The organism is Paenibacillus sp. FSL H7-0331, from assembly GCF_001956045.1.
This window is the reverse complement of sequence record NZ_MRTH01000075.1, coordinates 1-14,669: the sequence shown is the minus strand read 5'-3', so window position 1 is coordinate 14,669 and position 14,669 is coordinate 1. Positions and strand designations below refer to the sequence as shown.

At 42.9% G+C, this 14,669-nt stretch carries 11 protein-coding genes and 2 pseudogenes; 9 read left to right on the top strand and 4 right to left on the bottom strand.

What is annotated here, in order from left to right:
• Positions 1-233: 233 nt before the first annotated feature.
• Complete coding sequence (locus BK127_RS40355; protein ID WP_076238299.1) at positions 234-821, top strand: GNAT family N-acetyltransferase; 588 nt, start codon at positions 234-236, stop codon at positions 819-821.
• Positions 822-1,193: 372 nt separating this feature from the next.
• On the opposite strand, the pseudogene BK127_RS40350 reads toward BK127_RS40355, so the two are convergent.
• The 4 genes and pseudogenes from BK127_RS40350 to BK127_RS40335 all read right to left on the bottom strand — a co-directional run.
• A pseudogene (locus tag BK127_RS40350) lies at positions 1,194-2,351 on the bottom strand (IS110 family RNA-guided transposase); the annotation flags it as partial.
• 398 nt (positions 2,352-2,749) lie between these two features.
• Positions 2,750-3,592: a transposase gene (locus tag BK127_RS40345; RefSeq protein ID WP_256711682.1), complete on the bottom strand. Its 843-nt coding sequence runs from the start codon at positions 3,590-3,592 to the stop codon at positions 2,750-2,752.
• Positions 3,593-3,610: 18 nt separating this feature from the next.
• Positions 3,611-5,224 (bottom strand): response regulator, encoded by a 1,614-nt coding sequence (locus BK127_RS40340; RefSeq protein WP_076238298.1) that lies wholly within the window; start codon positions 5,222-5,224, stop codon positions 3,611-3,613.
• Between the two features lie 17 nt (positions 5,225-5,241).
• Complete coding sequence (locus BK127_RS40335; protein ID WP_076238297.1) at positions 5,242-7,068, bottom strand: sensor histidine kinase; 1,827 nt, start codon at positions 7,066-7,068, stop codon at positions 5,242-5,244.
• A 272-nt stretch (positions 7,069-7,340) separates the two neighbouring features.
• Between BK127_RS40335 and BK127_RS40330 the strand changes: the two genes are divergently transcribed.
• The 8 genes and pseudogenes from BK127_RS40330 to BK127_RS45385 form a co-directional block, all read left to right on the top strand.
• Entirely contained in the window at positions 7,341-8,618 is a 1,278-nt protein-coding gene (locus BK127_RS40330; RefSeq protein ID WP_076238296.1) for a sugar ABC transporter substrate-binding protein, read from the top strand.
• Between the two features lie 113 nt (positions 8,619-8,731).
• Positions 8,732-9,520, top strand: coding sequence for a carbohydrate ABC transporter permease (locus BK127_RS40325; protein ID WP_218639081.1), 789 nt, complete (start codon positions 8,732-8,734; stop codon positions 9,518-9,520).
• A gap of 277 nt (positions 9,521-9,797) precedes the next feature.
• Positions 9,798-10,379: a carbohydrate ABC transporter permease gene (locus BK127_RS40320; RefSeq protein WP_218639080.1), complete on the top strand. Its 582-nt coding sequence runs from the start codon at positions 9,798-9,800 to the stop codon at positions 10,377-10,379.
• Between the two features lie 23 nt (positions 10,380-10,402).
• On the top strand, positions 10,403-11,512 hold the full coding sequence (locus BK127_RS40315) for a glycoside hydrolase family 172 protein (protein WP_076238293.1): 1,110 nt from the start codon (positions 10,403-10,405) through the stop codon (positions 11,510-11,512).
• Between the two features lie 231 nt (positions 11,513-11,743).
• Positions 11,744-13,024 (top strand): ABC transporter substrate-binding protein, encoded by a 1,281-nt coding sequence (locus BK127_RS40310; RefSeq protein WP_076238292.1) that lies wholly within the window; start codon positions 11,744-11,746, stop codon positions 13,022-13,024.
• Positions 13,021-13,569: an aminotransferase class V-fold PLP-dependent enzyme gene (locus tag BK127_RS40305; protein WP_372237419.1), complete on the top strand. Its 549-nt coding sequence runs from the start codon at positions 13,021-13,023 to the stop codon at positions 13,567-13,569. Before BK127_RS40310 ends, BK127_RS40305 begins: the two co-directional genes overlap by 4 nt.
• The gene (locus tag BK127_RS40300; protein WP_256711681.1) at positions 13,505-13,876 is read left to right on the top strand and encodes an aminotransferase class V-fold PLP-dependent enzyme; all 372 of its coding nucleotides are present in this window, start codon (positions 13,505-13,507) and stop codon (positions 13,874-13,876) included. Before BK127_RS40305 ends, BK127_RS40300 begins: the two co-directional genes overlap by 65 nt.
• Before the next feature lie 392 nt (positions 13,877-14,268).
• Positions 14,269-14,669: pseudogene (locus tag BK127_RS45385) on the top strand (hypothetical protein); the annotation flags it as partial.

Genomic DNA, 14,669 nt, shown 5'->3' with positions numbered 1-14,669 from the left:
TACCCCGACTACCGTAATAATAAGACCCTATGAAAAAAGGTCAACCAGAAATATCTGGCTAACCTTATATTACGAACCTTATATTACGAACGGGTAACGATACTTGAACGGCCGCTGCGGAGCAGCCGTTATTACGTTAAAGGGCAGAATAGCGTGGTAACCATGGCATAGATATTACTATACTACCAATAAATTGGATTATTTTGTATGATGGATGTAAAAAGAGGTAGTTTATGAATCCTATAATGATTGATTTTCCAGATGAGTTTTTTACTGAACGTCTATTAATTAGAATGCCTAGACCAGGTGACGGCAAGGTTGTATGTGAAGCTGTAAATGCAACGATTGAAGAGTTGAAGCCTTGGATGAAATGGGCGCAGGAAAAGCATACCGAGTATAGTTCAGAACTTGGGATAAGAGAAGCACATATTAAATTCCTAAGTAGAGAAAACCTGAGGTTACTTGTATTTTTAAAGGATTCCGGTCAATTTATTGCTTCTTCAAGCTTGCACAGCATTGACTGGGAAGTTCGAAAATTTGAAATAGGATACTGGATTGATACTAGGTATAGTGGAAAGGGCTACATGACTGAAGCTGTACGAGGTATCTCTGAATTTGCCTTTAATCATCTTAATGCAAATCGGGTGGAGATACGTTGTGACACTAAAAACACTAGAAGCAAGATGATTCCCGAAAGGTTAAAGTTTGATTTAGAAGGTGTAATTAGGAACGAGGATCTGTCTGTTGATGGCAGTAAATTAAGGGACACGAATATATATGCAAAAGTAAAGCAATCATTCTGTACCGATTCAATTCATTAAGCTCCCTCGATATGATAAGTGATACTCACTCTAGCTCATGAATTCGCAGGATTTCACCTTTAGTTTAATTGAGAGATAGGAGAAACAAAGGAGGCGGTAGCTAGTTGAATCTTAAAAGGGCATACGGGAACAGAGGTGGATGTGAACTCACCCAGTTTATTCCATATTATGCACGTCTCCATGCCGCCCTTAGAGATTCTCGCTCCCATATCTCAACGGGTCTAAGCCCTTTCATTCCAGTCACATCTAACTAAGGGGTGGAGGTGGAGGTGTTTCTAACGGAACGGGTCCGAGCCCTTTTGCGTAACCTCTCCCGATACTCCGTGCTTCTTGTTCATCCTGCGAATACATCAACTGGTGAAGATACGCTTCTTAAGCTGCTTGAGGAAATAATTTAGTAGAGTTGTATACTTCGTTGCACTTAGCTAGACCAACTAGCATTCTTGCCACCTTACCGCACAATTTCATGATGGATTTCATTTTCTTTAACTTTTTGACTTGGACATTGTGATGGTGTAGGGCTCTCAAATCCGGATTAGTCATGACCATGCACATCGTCATAAGAAAAAGGAAGCGGCGGAGACGTGGGCGTCCGCGCTTGCTTAACACCATTTTTCCACGCCATTTCCCAGCACTGGCCTCGGCCAAATTAAGTCCTGCATGACGGAGCAGGGCATTTCCATGTGTATACCCACTTAGATCACCTGTTTCTCCCAACACACCTGCTAAACTGGTTGTGTTTACGACTAGAATGGCAAGCATTTTCTGGGCATAAGGGATGCGTTCAAGTACGAGCTTAAGTTCATGTTCGATTAGCTCAAGTTGGCGCGTCGCCAAGTCGTATTCTTCAAGAAGCTGGCCTAAATGCAGCTTGTAGGCATGCAGAGCTTGAGTAGCGCCGACGCTGCGTTTTGCAAGTAGAATTAGCTGCTCGGCCCGGCGTAAACCAGAATGACGCTTAACATACTGCTTCCAACCGGCAATGATTTGCTCTGTTGTTAAACTGCTAATGTCCTTCGGAGTAGGAAAGAGCCTTAACGTAGCAATGGCACTTGTGCAGGTAAGGATTTTAAAGACCTGCCGAAGTTCGGGAAACACGATATCCACCCAACGATGTATCTGGTTGACGGCGTCGTTAAGCCGTTTAGTAACCGTATCCCGGTTGGCCATGAGGATCCGGAGTTCTTTGTATGCCTCCGGGTTGAAACGTACGGGCGAATAGAAGCCATTTTTGACCATATCTGCGATGACTAGGGCATCTTTACGGTCGCTTTTGGACGGGGTGTTGTCGCGGTTTTCTTTATTCTTTTTGACGAGATGAGGGTTTACGAGAACAGCTTCAATGCCTATGTTGGCAAGCCAACGTGCAAGGCTCAGCCAGTAATGACCGGTGGGTTCCATGCCGACGATGACTTTGCTCAACTTGTGAGACATAAGCAGATCTTGAATCCAACGGTTGAACAGCCGAAACCCTACGTGATGATTGCCAAACTCCATTGGAGTTCCAAGAGCGATGCCCTTGAAACTGACAACTAACCATAGCCACAAGGAAAAAATTCAATTTCAGCCATGGTGCACTCTCCCATAATTATCTATCATAGCGTTTGTACGTTCGCTGACCCGGATTCGCCTGGCCACGATATGCAGGCGGCCGAGCCGGCGGCGTACACAACCAGGAACGCAAGGTGCTGTAAGTAGAACATAAAGTATTCGCCGGCACGTCCGCGAGAACCAGGAGCGCGTGCTGAAGTGTCGCGGAGCAGTTGGACGTCGTTGACTGCACCCGATCGCCACGCCGAGTCTAATGTAGTGTAGCGCTTAGAAAAATGTAAATGAGCCCATCACCGTAATTTGGAAGCTTCTTATTTCCAATTTTACATGCAATGGGCTATTTATGTTCAGTGTAAGGCAGTGTAAGATACTGTCTTTTATAAGACATCGTCATCTGCTAACTCATCCGCTTGGCATTCGTAATCTTCTAAATTAGCTGGGATCTTTAATCTTACTTTATCACCGTCAAGGATTACTCCCATTTTGCTCGCGTGTTTGAAAGGATCATACGGTGCATTGTTTTTAAGGCATGAGTATAAAACTTGGGCAATCTTACCGCATACATGCCCTATTGCTTTTCTCTTCGCCATTCCTCGATCAACTAATCGCTTATAGTAAACACGAAAACTATTTTCACTTATTTTTGGAGATATTAGTAGCAAAGTCATTAAGAATAGAACTCTGCGAGTATCTCTAACACCCTCGTATGTCTGCCTACTCTTAAAAACGGATGTTCCCGAGATTTTAATCTCCGCAGCTACACCAAGGTGTTTTTTAAGCTCTAAATATGTTGAGAAACGTTCAATATCACCAATAGCGCCGATAAATGTACAGGCCATAGATTCACTCATGATAGGGAAGGACATAAGTATTTTTGTATAAGGAAGAGGTTTATATCCTTTTTCTTTATTACCATAAATCAGGTAAGCTATCTGTTTATCCATGCTTTTTATCGCTTCATCTATACGCAAGGCTTCTTCAATAAGCCACGTTTGCCGTTCAGCTAGGTGTGGAATGTTCAAGGCTAATGTGTTGGGTAACAGTTCTGCCAAGGTCATAGAGGCTTTTGTAGCAGTAGTTCTTGCACCAATTGTTACAATTGATCCCCGACCATAAATGGAGGGGCATAATCGTTGGAGGAATGCGTTCTCCGACGGTTGTAGATTCTGCTTATTGTACTGGCAGACCGTACATGTTGACATGACCGCCCACTGCAACATGCTCTAAACGGCTGCTTATCAATCGGCTGCTTCGATGCCTTGCACCGCGGCGCGATAATCACGGGGTGTTTCGCCTGTGCGTTTTTTGAAGTTGGCACTGAAATAGTATTGATTAGCATAACCAACTCTTTCACTGATTTCCATGATTTTCATATGGGTATGTCTTAATAATTCCTTAGCTTTACTAATCCTTACCGAGGTAATGCTATCAGAAATGTTCTGTCCTTTTGTTCTTTTGAACAAGGCCCCCAAATAACTCGGACTCACATTAACAAACGAGGAGATGGTGTTCAGGTTCAGGTCCACATCCATATAGTGCTGTTTAATAAAATCCATCACTTGTTCGGCAATCTGATTATGATAGGTCTCCACGGATTCCTGAAGCTTGTTACACGCTTGAGCGCAAATTTCATATAAACGATCGCACAACTGCGCGACCGTTTCATAACGGTCCAGCTTCGAGAACAAATCCGAGATACTTTCCAAAATGAGACCTGTATCGATCCCGGTATCGTAAAAGAAGCGAATCAATCGGGCGAGAAGCGAATAAATCGAAGCAATAATTCCATTCTTGTCGTAATAACGGCTTGACCATTCCGATGTCAGATTCTCGGTAAATTCACGAATACCAACGAGATCTTTTTGGGAAATCAGGCGTATTAACTTATCTTCATGACCGACCATGAAGGAGATCGGGGTGGAAGGCTGGGTTCGGATATCTTGAATATTAAAGACGTGTCCTTCGCCAAATATGAATTTGAAGCCGGCAGCCAGTCTTGCATTCTCGTAGGAGGCGGAGATCTGCCAGATGGATGGAACGATATCCCCGATCCCTATGGTAAAAGATAAAGGAGAGGCTTCGTACTTCTCATTAAGCTCCGATAATTGTTCATATACCGTCCGAAGAAAATTCGTGTTGTTTCGGTTACAGTTACCCAGAATCACAATAATGTTATTAGCCTGTGTGAAGCAATAGACCAAGCTGAGTTTGGAAAACCTATGTTCGACTTCTCTGAGAAGCGTTAATAACAGGACGTGATAACGCTCAATGCCGAAGCTGTTTTTCGTTTCAATGGAATTATCGATTTGAATAATGGCACAAACATACTCATTTTGCCTCAGATCCACATTTAAATAGGCGGCTTGGTCCGTTAAATGAAATTCGGCATAATCGGGACTAGCGCCGATAAGATCCGAATAAAATCTCTGCATCAAAGCAGGACGGCTCTGTCTTAATTGCTCTAGGGCTTTTTGTTCTTGTTCGGCTTTTGCAAGCACATTCGATACAACCTGAGTGAGATAACCAAAGTCAACCGGTTTCTCCACATAATCGCAAACTCCAAGCCGAATGGCCTCTTTGGCATAATCAAAGTCGTCATAAGCGCTAATCAGAATGATTTTCATATAAGGCTTGGCTTTTAAAATTTCCTTCGATAAATCCAATCCGTTCATTTGCGGCATGGCGATGTCAGATATAAGCAAATCGATTTCCACTTCTTTGAGCATTTCAAGTACTTCAGCCGCCCTCGTATAAGTGGCATAAACTTCCGCTCCAATAGCGTGCCAATCGATATTTTTACATAAACCTTGTAATGACATTTCATTGTCATCAACGATAACTACTTTTTTCATCCTAATTGTCCCTCCTGTTAGAATTCCATGTCATCAGGGAGCATTTGCGGAAATCGAAGCGTAACCGTTGTACCTGCTCCTTCTTCGCTTTCAATTTGAAGACCCGTTGCGTGTTTCCCATACAAGGACAGTCTCATACTGACATTGTTCATGGCGTAAAATTGCTCCGCATGGATTGTCTTTTGCTCCAACGAGCTTCGTATTTGTTTCAGGCGATCCGTCGGAATCCCCACTCCATTATCCTTTATTGAAATCACGATATCTTCATCAAGATATTGGATGCATACGGCCATACGAAGCGGCTTCCCCGAACCGGATAAGGCGTGGAGGATACAGTTTTCGAGCAACGGCTGTAAGGTGAATTTAGGGATGAGAAAGTGCTGGATGTCGTCATCCATGGTGATCGACCACGAAATCGTCCGGATATTGACTTTCTCCATGTCCAAATACAGCGATGCAATAAGCCACTCGTCTTCGATTGAAATGAGCTCGTCCCCTTTCTTGAGGATTAATCGGTAAAATCTTGCCAGTCGGGTGATCATTGTGTTAGCATCCTCAATTCGGCCTAATGACTGGCAGGTTTTAATGGATTCTAGGATGTTATACAGGAAGTGAGGGTTAATTTTGGATTGCAGAAGTTGATAGCGTAATTTTTCTTCTTGCAGGTTCAGCTCAAGCATCTTATCGAAGTTATCATTCATTTTTTGAACCATCATATTGAAAACATGTGATAAGTGATCGAGCTCATCCCGGTAGATATGATCGGGTTTAATAGGGATGTGCAGGTCGACCAGCTTTTCATTCGTCTCCTGCAGCGCGAAGTAAGACATTACCTTGGACATGCGTCTGACTTTGGTACTCAAGCTGTTCGATATAAAGAAGCTGATAACAATGGCCACTATGATAACGAGAAAAACCGTCATCAACAAAATATTGACCAGAATGTTTATATGCTCACTGATGTAACGGTTGGGAACATCGGTAACCACATACCAATCGCTCACTGTGTTAAAATGAGCAATGAGCTGCGATTGACCGAATGACAGGGGATGGCCTGCGCTATGAAAGATGGCTTGCAATTCCCCCTGATCGATTGTCGTATTCAGCTTGGCATGGTCAGGATGCGAAATAATCCGGCCGCTCTTGTCGACAATATAACTCTGTACGGAAGGGTCGGGACTGCTGATGGAGAGCATGCCGGAAATTTCTTTCTCATTAATGTCTATAAAATAGGCATATTCCAGGTTATGGCTGTCCTGCTTCTTGAAGGCATTATAGACAGTGATGTAATCCCATTTTCCGTTGGAATTGGACACAACTACAGGCTCTTCCTGATTCATCTGTAGGCGCCACTGCAGCTGGTTCAAATTTTGTTTAAGCTCCTCTTCCGTAACTCCTCGCCTGGACAGGTCTTTGATCTTGAAGAAAGTAATCCCCTGATTGCTAAACAACAGCTCAGGTCGGGTATACACATTAATTTTCACGAAATTGAAGGTAGATTCAAGGTTAGAGATATTGTTTTTAATGTAGTTAAAACGATCCAGTTGATCGGACACTGAAGCACTGGGCTGCAAAATAAGCGTGTACATATAGTATTGCATTGAGTTCGAGGCATATTCCATATGCTTGAAACGGTTCGTCAATGATTCGTTCAATTGGTTGCTAGAATAGGTTACCGAATTCAAAATACCGTCCTTGGCAATATCGTAGGACAGTCTGAAGGATAAGATACCGATGAGAATAAGCGGTATGATTGTGATAATAAGAAAGCTGAACGTCAGTTTGTTGCGAAAGCTGCTTAACTTGATCCGGATCCATACAAGAACTATCATCATAATACGCATCGTTTCACCCTTCGATTAGAATAAATTCTTAGTATAAGAAAGCGCTTCTATTTGGGTGGCCGGTTCCAGGCAGACATTTTAAATGAGTTATAACATAGAACGATTCGATTGGCAATAACCGTGAGCAAGTGAATGCAATATTATAAATTAATGATGGAAAATTGTATTTAAACGCTTTCATTCCTATTTTATAATCGACATGTAAGACGACGGTCGGCAAAGGGGGTTCCTTCCTGTAGGCCGCCGCAGATTATAAATTGGGAGGAATGAACATGAAAAAAAAACTGAGTTCTCTTTTGGTAGCTGTGACAGCGGTTACATTAACGCTCACAGGGTGCACGGGCTCAAATTCCGGTGCAAACACTGCAAGTTCAAGCACAAATGACGCAAAAGCGAGTACAAACGGTAAGGATGAGATTACACTCTATACCATTCAATCCACAAATCCCAAATTCCAGGATTGGTTGAATGAGGCTGAGAAGAAGAGCGGAGTTAAGATTAAGTGGGTAGCAGCCCCGACTGACTCGGATACCCGCCAACAAAAGGTTTCCACGATCCTGTCATCGGGAGACAGTTCAGTTGATATCCTTGAGGTCAACGATGAAATGGCGACTTCCTTCAAAAACGCAGGTTGGCTGGAACCCTTGCAGGATAAGGTTTTAACAAGCGATATTCGCACCCAGTTTCCGCAGGGTTACATGAAGGATATGCTGACTTCAACAAAAGGCGATATTATTGGTGTACCCAGCTATTCGGGTTACCTCGCGCTTTGGGTTGACCAAAAGAAGCTGGATGCGGCAGGTTTGAAATCGATAGAAAATGAAGAGGATTTCGTGAAGTTTCTGAAAGCGTCTACTAAAGACGGCCAGTACGGATACGGCGGTTCATGGGAAAAGACGTATGTATTTAATGAACTTGCAACCTTTGTAAACCTTTTCGGCGGGGATTATTTTGACTGGACCAATGAAGGAAGCCGGAAGGCGGTTAAGTTCATGTACGATATGGCGAATACCTGGAAAGTGACGCCTGTCGACCAGATCGCTGATAAATACGATCAGATGAATCAGAAATTTAATGACGGCAAGTATGCGAGTGTCTTTATGTGGGGAACCGGCGATGCTTATAAGAATGCTAACCGGTATGGTAAAGATCAGATCCATATAATGAATATGCCGAAGTTTGTAAAAAGAAGTATTTTTACGGATTCCTGGAGCTATGTCTTGAATTCAAAGTCGAAAAATAAGGAAGCTGCAATCAAGTTCCTTAAATATGCGGCGAGTGAAGATGGAGAACTGAATGGCTGGACGAATTTCGGCAGATACCCGGCAAGAGCTGACGTTGCAAGCAAACCCGCAGTCTCTGGTGACATAAAAGATATTTACTCCCAGATTCAATCGACCAACGAAGTTCATGGCCGTCCGATGGTGCCGCAAACCTTGGAGTTTATATCTGAAATGGGCACCCTCTTCCAGAATTATATTCAAAATAAAATAACGCTGGATGAGTTTTGTACGAAGGCCCAGGAAGCTGTGAAGAAGTATAAGAAATAATAAATCCACAAGAAAGGCGCGTTAACATGTATGAAAGCAAAAAATATTTGACAATAGCGTGGATACTTGTTCTACCGGCGCTGCTAATAAGGATTTTTACAACTATATATCCGATGATTGAAACCTTCCGCATTAGTTTTTTTGACGTAAAACTGTTGAGTGGAATTAATGAATTTGTCGGATTTCAAAACTACCTAGACATTTTTCATGATACAAAAGTGCGAGAATCAATTAGTTTTACCATTGTTTTTGTTGTAGGCTCCATGGTGGGACACATTGTTTTGGGAATTATATTGGCCCTAATATTAAATATGAAAATAGCCGGACAGAGGATCCTTAGAACCATTGTGCTGCTTCCCTGGGCTATGCCTATGGTGGTAATAGCTATGGCTTCAAAGTGGGCTTTTAACAATGATTACGGCTTGATAAATGATTTCTTACGCTGGTTTAATCCGTCGTTTAATTTGGATTGGCTCATTCATACGGATACTGCCCGCAGCGCTGTTATCGCCGTGGATTTATGGAAGGACCTTCCTTTCTTTGCGATACTGATTCTTGCCGGTCTTCAGTTTATCTCTTCTGAAATATATGAGGCGGGCAAGATAGATGGCGCAGGGGCAATACGATCTTTTTTCAAAATAACACTCCCGCTTATTACGAAAAACATTTTGGTGTTAAGTATATTCTTTACGATGTGGAGAATAACTTCATTCGATGTAGTCTACGGAATGACGAGCGGGGGGCCTGGTGAAAGCACTGCACTGATCGCCTATCGTATCACAACAGAGGCTTTTACAAACCTGAATACAGGATATGCAGCTTCCATTGCAGTCGTACTTTTCTTTGTCATGGCAATGTTGAGCGGCTTGAGCATGTCTGCATCAAAACGTGTGGATTATTAAGGAGTGATAAAGTATGGTTCCCAAACTTTCCAGGCATATGTTACAACGCTGTTTTATGTGGGTTTTGGCAGCCATTGTAGCTTTTCTCATTCTTTTTCCCTTATGGTGGATATTCATATCTTCCATAACGCCATCCGGCCAGCTATTTTCGAAACCCATTAAATATTGGCCGGCCCATCCAACTCTTGAAAGCTACAAATATCTGATTGAGCATGTGGGATTACTGCCGAAAATCTGGAATACAGTCATAATCGTAGGTTTATCAATTCTTATTAGCATGATTGTGTCAGTCATGGCAGCCTTCAGCTTTGCCAGATTCAGAAACAAAGGGTTATCCATAGCAGTTGTATTTTTACTGGCTTCCATGTTGATTCCAGATATAGTAACAGCCCGTCCGCTGTATGATTTTTTGAGATATGTGAATTTATACGATACGTATACGGGTTTGATCATCCTTTATATCAGCGGCCTTCTTCCTTTTACCATACTCATGCTTCAGAACTTTCTTAACGATATCCCGGTTTCAATTGAAGAATCGGCTTCGATAGACGGATGTGGATTTTTACAGTCTATGTTTTATGTGACGCTGCCTCTTTTAAGGCCTGCTATCGCGACAGTCTGTATTGTTAACTTTATTCATTGTTTAAATAACTTCTTTACGCCACTGTTTTATTCAAATGGGATCTCGGTCCTTTCGACTGCCATCACACAATTACCTTTAAGGGAAAACATGTATGCTGTGCCTTGGGATCTTGTGAGTGCAATGGGCTGGATTATCATCCTGCCGATTATCATATTCGTCGCTATATTCCAGAGACAGATTATGGAAGGGATTATGGTTGGTGGTGTAAAGGGATAAAAATTTGAGAGGAGAAACTAGAAATGAATTACAATCCATTTATGAACGGACTTTCGTCACTACCATTAATCAACAATGGCAGGAGCCGGGCAATCACGGCGGAAAATCCGGACGGGAAGATTGGCAGCGGAGGAACTTCTGCAAGCCACCTGGGACCTTCCCGAAAAGGCTCACCATGTATTCGAAATGTGGAACCCGGTACGACCGTAACACTGGCTGAGATGGAAGGCCCGGGGATCATTGAACATATCTGGATTACGGTTACAGATAAAACTGAAAAAGATTGTTATGTTCTTAGAGACCTTGTACTTAGGATGTATTGGGATGACGAAACTGTCCCTTCCGTAGAAAGCCCCCTCGGCGATTTCTTTTGTAATGGATTTGCGAGAGGCTGCACTGTGAATTCCTTGCCTATTGTTGTGAATCCGACGCGCGGGTTCAACAGCTATTTTCCTATGCCCTTCAGAAAAAAGGCGAAGATTACAATCGAGAATCAGCATGAAGCACCAATTCCCGCGTTATTTTATCAGGTTGATTATTGTTTACATGACGAGCTGCCGGAAAATACGGCATATTTCCATGCGCAATGGAATCGGCAGAGGATCACAAATAAAGCAGAGGACTACGTTATTTTGGATAACGTAAAAGGAAAAGGGCAGTATGTGGGAACCTACCTGGCCCTGACGACCCTGGAAAGATATTGGTGGGGTGAAGGGGAAGTTAAAATTTATATGGACGGAGATAAGCAATACCCCACCATCTGCGGTACCGGAGCCGAAGACTATTTTGGCGGGGCCTGGAGTTTTGCGACTCAAAAAGATGGCAAGACTGTAGAAAACACGTATTGCACTCCTTTCATGGGATATCCGTACTATTCTAACCATGATGAGGTTGTTCATAATTTCTATCACAACGATGATGTCCCGCCGATGAGAGGTTTTTATCGCTGGCATATTCTTGACCCGATCCGTTTCAGTGAAGATCTTAAAGTGACCATTCAACAGATCGGGGTTTATAAGAAGGGGTTATTCGAAAGGCAGGATGATGTCGCATCGGTTGCTTATTGGTACCAAACTGAGCCGCATAACCCGTTCACCCCCTTGATGAGCAAAGAAGAAAGATGGCCGAGGTAAATCAGCACGTCCATGATTTTGTATAAAACGGAAAGAATCCATATAGGGAACAGGCTGCTTTTAAGGTGGCCTGCCCTTCATTTTATCTCCTGTACTGATCCGGAGGCTGTACAAAATTGTGTTTAAACGCTTTCAAGCCCGTATTATAATTGAAATTGTAGTAAGTCGACTAGATAGATGTAGTGCAGGTACCTCAAAGTGAAAATCAGAGAGAAAAGGGAGGCTGTCACGATGAGTACAAGTAAAGGTTCATTAGTCGTTCTGATGAGTCTGTTTCTTCTATCAGGTATACTTACCGCTTGCATTGCGAATAACAACCCGGCCGCGAACGCTCCAAATGGGGAGAAAACTGGTCCGTCAGATAAAAATCGGATAATTACGATCATGACCAAGGATTCCGTACTAACCGAGTGGCCTGCGTACCAGAAGAAAGTAGAAGAGGTAACAGGCGTTAACATCAAGGTGGTAGCGGCCCCTACCAACCCGGACGATATGGTTGCCAAGATGACGACGATTCTTTCATCCGGGGATCATTCGATTGATATCCTGCATGTCAACGACGAGCTCATAACAGCTTTCTCTAGAGCTGGTTATCTGGAACCGCTTGAGAAGGACGTCATGACTTCGGATATTGTGAAAAATTATTCGCAGCAATATGTGAAGGACATGATTACGTATAGAGACAGCATATTTTCGGTTCCGAGTTACCTTGATGTTCTCGTTTTTTGGGTTAACCATGAGAAGCTGAAGGAAGCAGGAAAGGACGTTCCGAAGACGAAAGAAGAGTTCCTTGCATTTGCGAAGGCTATTACGAAGGGCGACGTATACGGCTACGGCGGAGCTTGGGAGAGGAGTTATGTCTTTAACGAAATCGGCACGTTCATTAACTTGTTCGGCGGCGATTATTACGACTGGTCGAATCCCAAAACCCGGGAAGCCCTAACATTTATGCATGATATGGTCCAAAAGGATAAGATTACGCCCATATCCCAGTTAGCTGATATTTATGATCCGATGATTCAGAAGTTCATCGACGGCAAATACGGGATGCTCTTTATGTATACCTCGGCGATTCCGACCTTCCGGAGAGCCGGCAAGTACGGCCCGGACAAATTGGACATTGTACCGATGCCCAATTTTGGGACTAATGACGCTTACATGGCCTCTTGGCATTATGTCCTGAATAAATCATCCGGGAAAAAAGAAGACGCAAAGAAAGTATTAACCTATTTGGCAAGCAAAGAGGGGCAGCTGGCATATAACGAGATGTCCAGCAGGCTGCCTGCCAGATTGGATGTTATCAACGATCCCAACTTTAAAGGCTTGGGAGTGGAGAAGATCAGGGATTACATTAAAAACGGCAATCTTCGGGGCAGACCGATGTTGCCGCAGTCAATGGAATACATTAATGGTATCGGATCGATCTTCCAAAAGTACGTTTCCGATGAAATCACCTTGGATGAAGCTGCCAAGCAAGCGAAGAAGGAGAGCGACAGAATGGTCGTCAAATAAAAGGTGGTTTTGGCAATTTGATAGCTCTACCATTGCAAGGAAGCCCTCGGAAAGAAGGAAACCGTGTTTTCGTGGGCGATAAATTTATTCCGTATTTAAATACAACAATGACATTAAATCTTGCAATTAGAGGATTTGTTAAACAAGATAACCATGTTATTTGTACGGCTATTGAGCATGATTCCATAAGGTGTTCGTTGGAATATTTGAAAACTTCTAAAAATGTTCAAATTACTTATATCCTAACCGATTCAACAGGTACTATATCTGTTGACGAATTCAGGAACGCAATACGGATTAATACCAGTCTTATTGTTTGTAATCACAGTTCTAATGTTTTAGGCAATCTTATACCTATTGAACAAATTAGTGAATTAGCCCACCAATATGGTATCAAATTACTGGTAGATGCCGCACATACTGCTGGTTTTAGCTTTTCCTGGACACAAAGGACTGTTAGGTCCTCCTGGGACAGGAGGTTTGTATGTCCATCCGGATCTGGAATTGGAGCCTTTATTGCACGTGGGAACAGGGAGTTTTTCTGAACAACTAGAACAGCCGCGAATAAGACCGGATCAATTTGAGACCGGTACGCTGAATACTGTAGGCATTGCCGGTTTGAGTGAGGGAGTCGAGTATGTAATTGATGAAACTGTGGAAAAATTGCAGAAGAAAAAATGGAATCAAATACAGACAATCATGGAAGAGCTACGAAGAATTAATGGGGTCACTTTATATGGACCTTCGTTAGGATCAGAGAGAACAGGAATTGTTTCATTTAATTTGAAGAACTCAGAATCTTCGCAGGTAGGTCAAATGCTGGATCAAAAGTTTGGAATTGCAGTTAGATAAGGCCAAGGCCTACACAGTTCGCCTCTGGCTCATAATATGGCAGGAGCTTTGGAGAGTGGAGCAGTTAGGGCCAGCGTAGGATGTTTTACTTCGGATGAGGATATCGACTACTTTATTCAAGCTATGAGAGAGATCTCAAGATATATGTCTTAAACCAAGGATCTTTTCTTGTAGTTATATTGGAAATAAATTAGATTTTAGCGGGGACTGTGTACATTTACGGATGTTCGTGCAGCTGTTGAATATGAATTTGATCTCTAATCTTCGGACAACTATTTTACGAGATATAAAAATGAAGGCAGTTCAACTCGGTAGCGGAATATGGAGAGGTGCGTTCTTTATGAGTCAAAGTAAATATAAACCCAGAGATTACAATGAGATGGGTAGACGAAATGTACGAGCCAAAAATGTCTGCGCAGGTGAATTCGGGGTCGATCAGGGACGTGTCCGAGACAGTTTTATTAGGTAAAGAGTCATATCCTTGGACCTTCTTCGGTCCTGTGGAGAGCAGCACGATGAATCGAATCAATACGGAGATCAAACAAGTGGTCGCGCAGAAAAAAGCCAAGTGGATGATGGAGGGCGGCATCGAACAAGAGTGGAACGATTATGAAGCAACTGGATCATCGGATAATTTTAGGGAGTGTGAGAGAATGTCTATGACAGACTATAAAGAGAGATACCGCCCACAATTTCATTTTACACCGGCTACGCAATGGATGAATGATCCGAACGGCCTTGTCTTCTTCGAGGGAGAATATCATTTGTTTTATCAATTTCATCCGGATGGGAC

Excerpts from the sequence above, each read along its gene's own strand:
- BK127_RS40355 (WP_076238299.1), top strand. The coding sequence starts at position 234 with ATGAATCCTATAATGATTGATTTTCCAGATGAGTTTTTTACTGAACGT.
- BK127_RS40345 (WP_256711682.1), bottom strand. The coding sequence starts at position 3,592 with ATGTTGCAGTGGGCGGTCATGTCAACATGTACGGTCTGCCAGTACAAT.
- BK127_RS40340 (WP_076238298.1), bottom strand. The coding sequence starts at position 5,224 with ATGAAAAAAGTAGTTATCGTTGATGACAATGAAATGTCATTACAAGGT.
- BK127_RS40335 (WP_076238297.1), bottom strand. The coding sequence starts at position 7,068 with ATGCGTATTATGATGATAGTTCTTGTATGGATCCGGATCAAGTTAAGC.
- BK127_RS40330 (WP_076238296.1), top strand. The coding sequence starts at position 7,341 with ATGAAAAAAAAACTGAGTTCTCTTTTGGTAGCTGTGACAGCGGTTACA.
- BK127_RS40325 (WP_218639081.1), top strand. The coding sequence starts at position 8,732 with ATGATTGAAACCTTCCGCATTAGTTTTTTTGACGTAAAACTGTTGAGT.
- BK127_RS40320 (WP_218639080.1), top strand. The coding sequence starts at position 9,798 with ATGATTGTGTCAGTCATGGCAGCCTTCAGCTTTGCCAGATTCAGAAAC.
- BK127_RS40315 (WP_076238293.1), top strand. The coding sequence starts at position 10,403 with ATGAATTACAATCCATTTATGAACGGACTTTCGTCACTACCATTAATC.
- BK127_RS40310 (WP_076238292.1), top strand. The coding sequence starts at position 11,744 with ATGAGTACAAGTAAAGGTTCATTAGTCGTTCTGATGAGTCTGTTTCTT.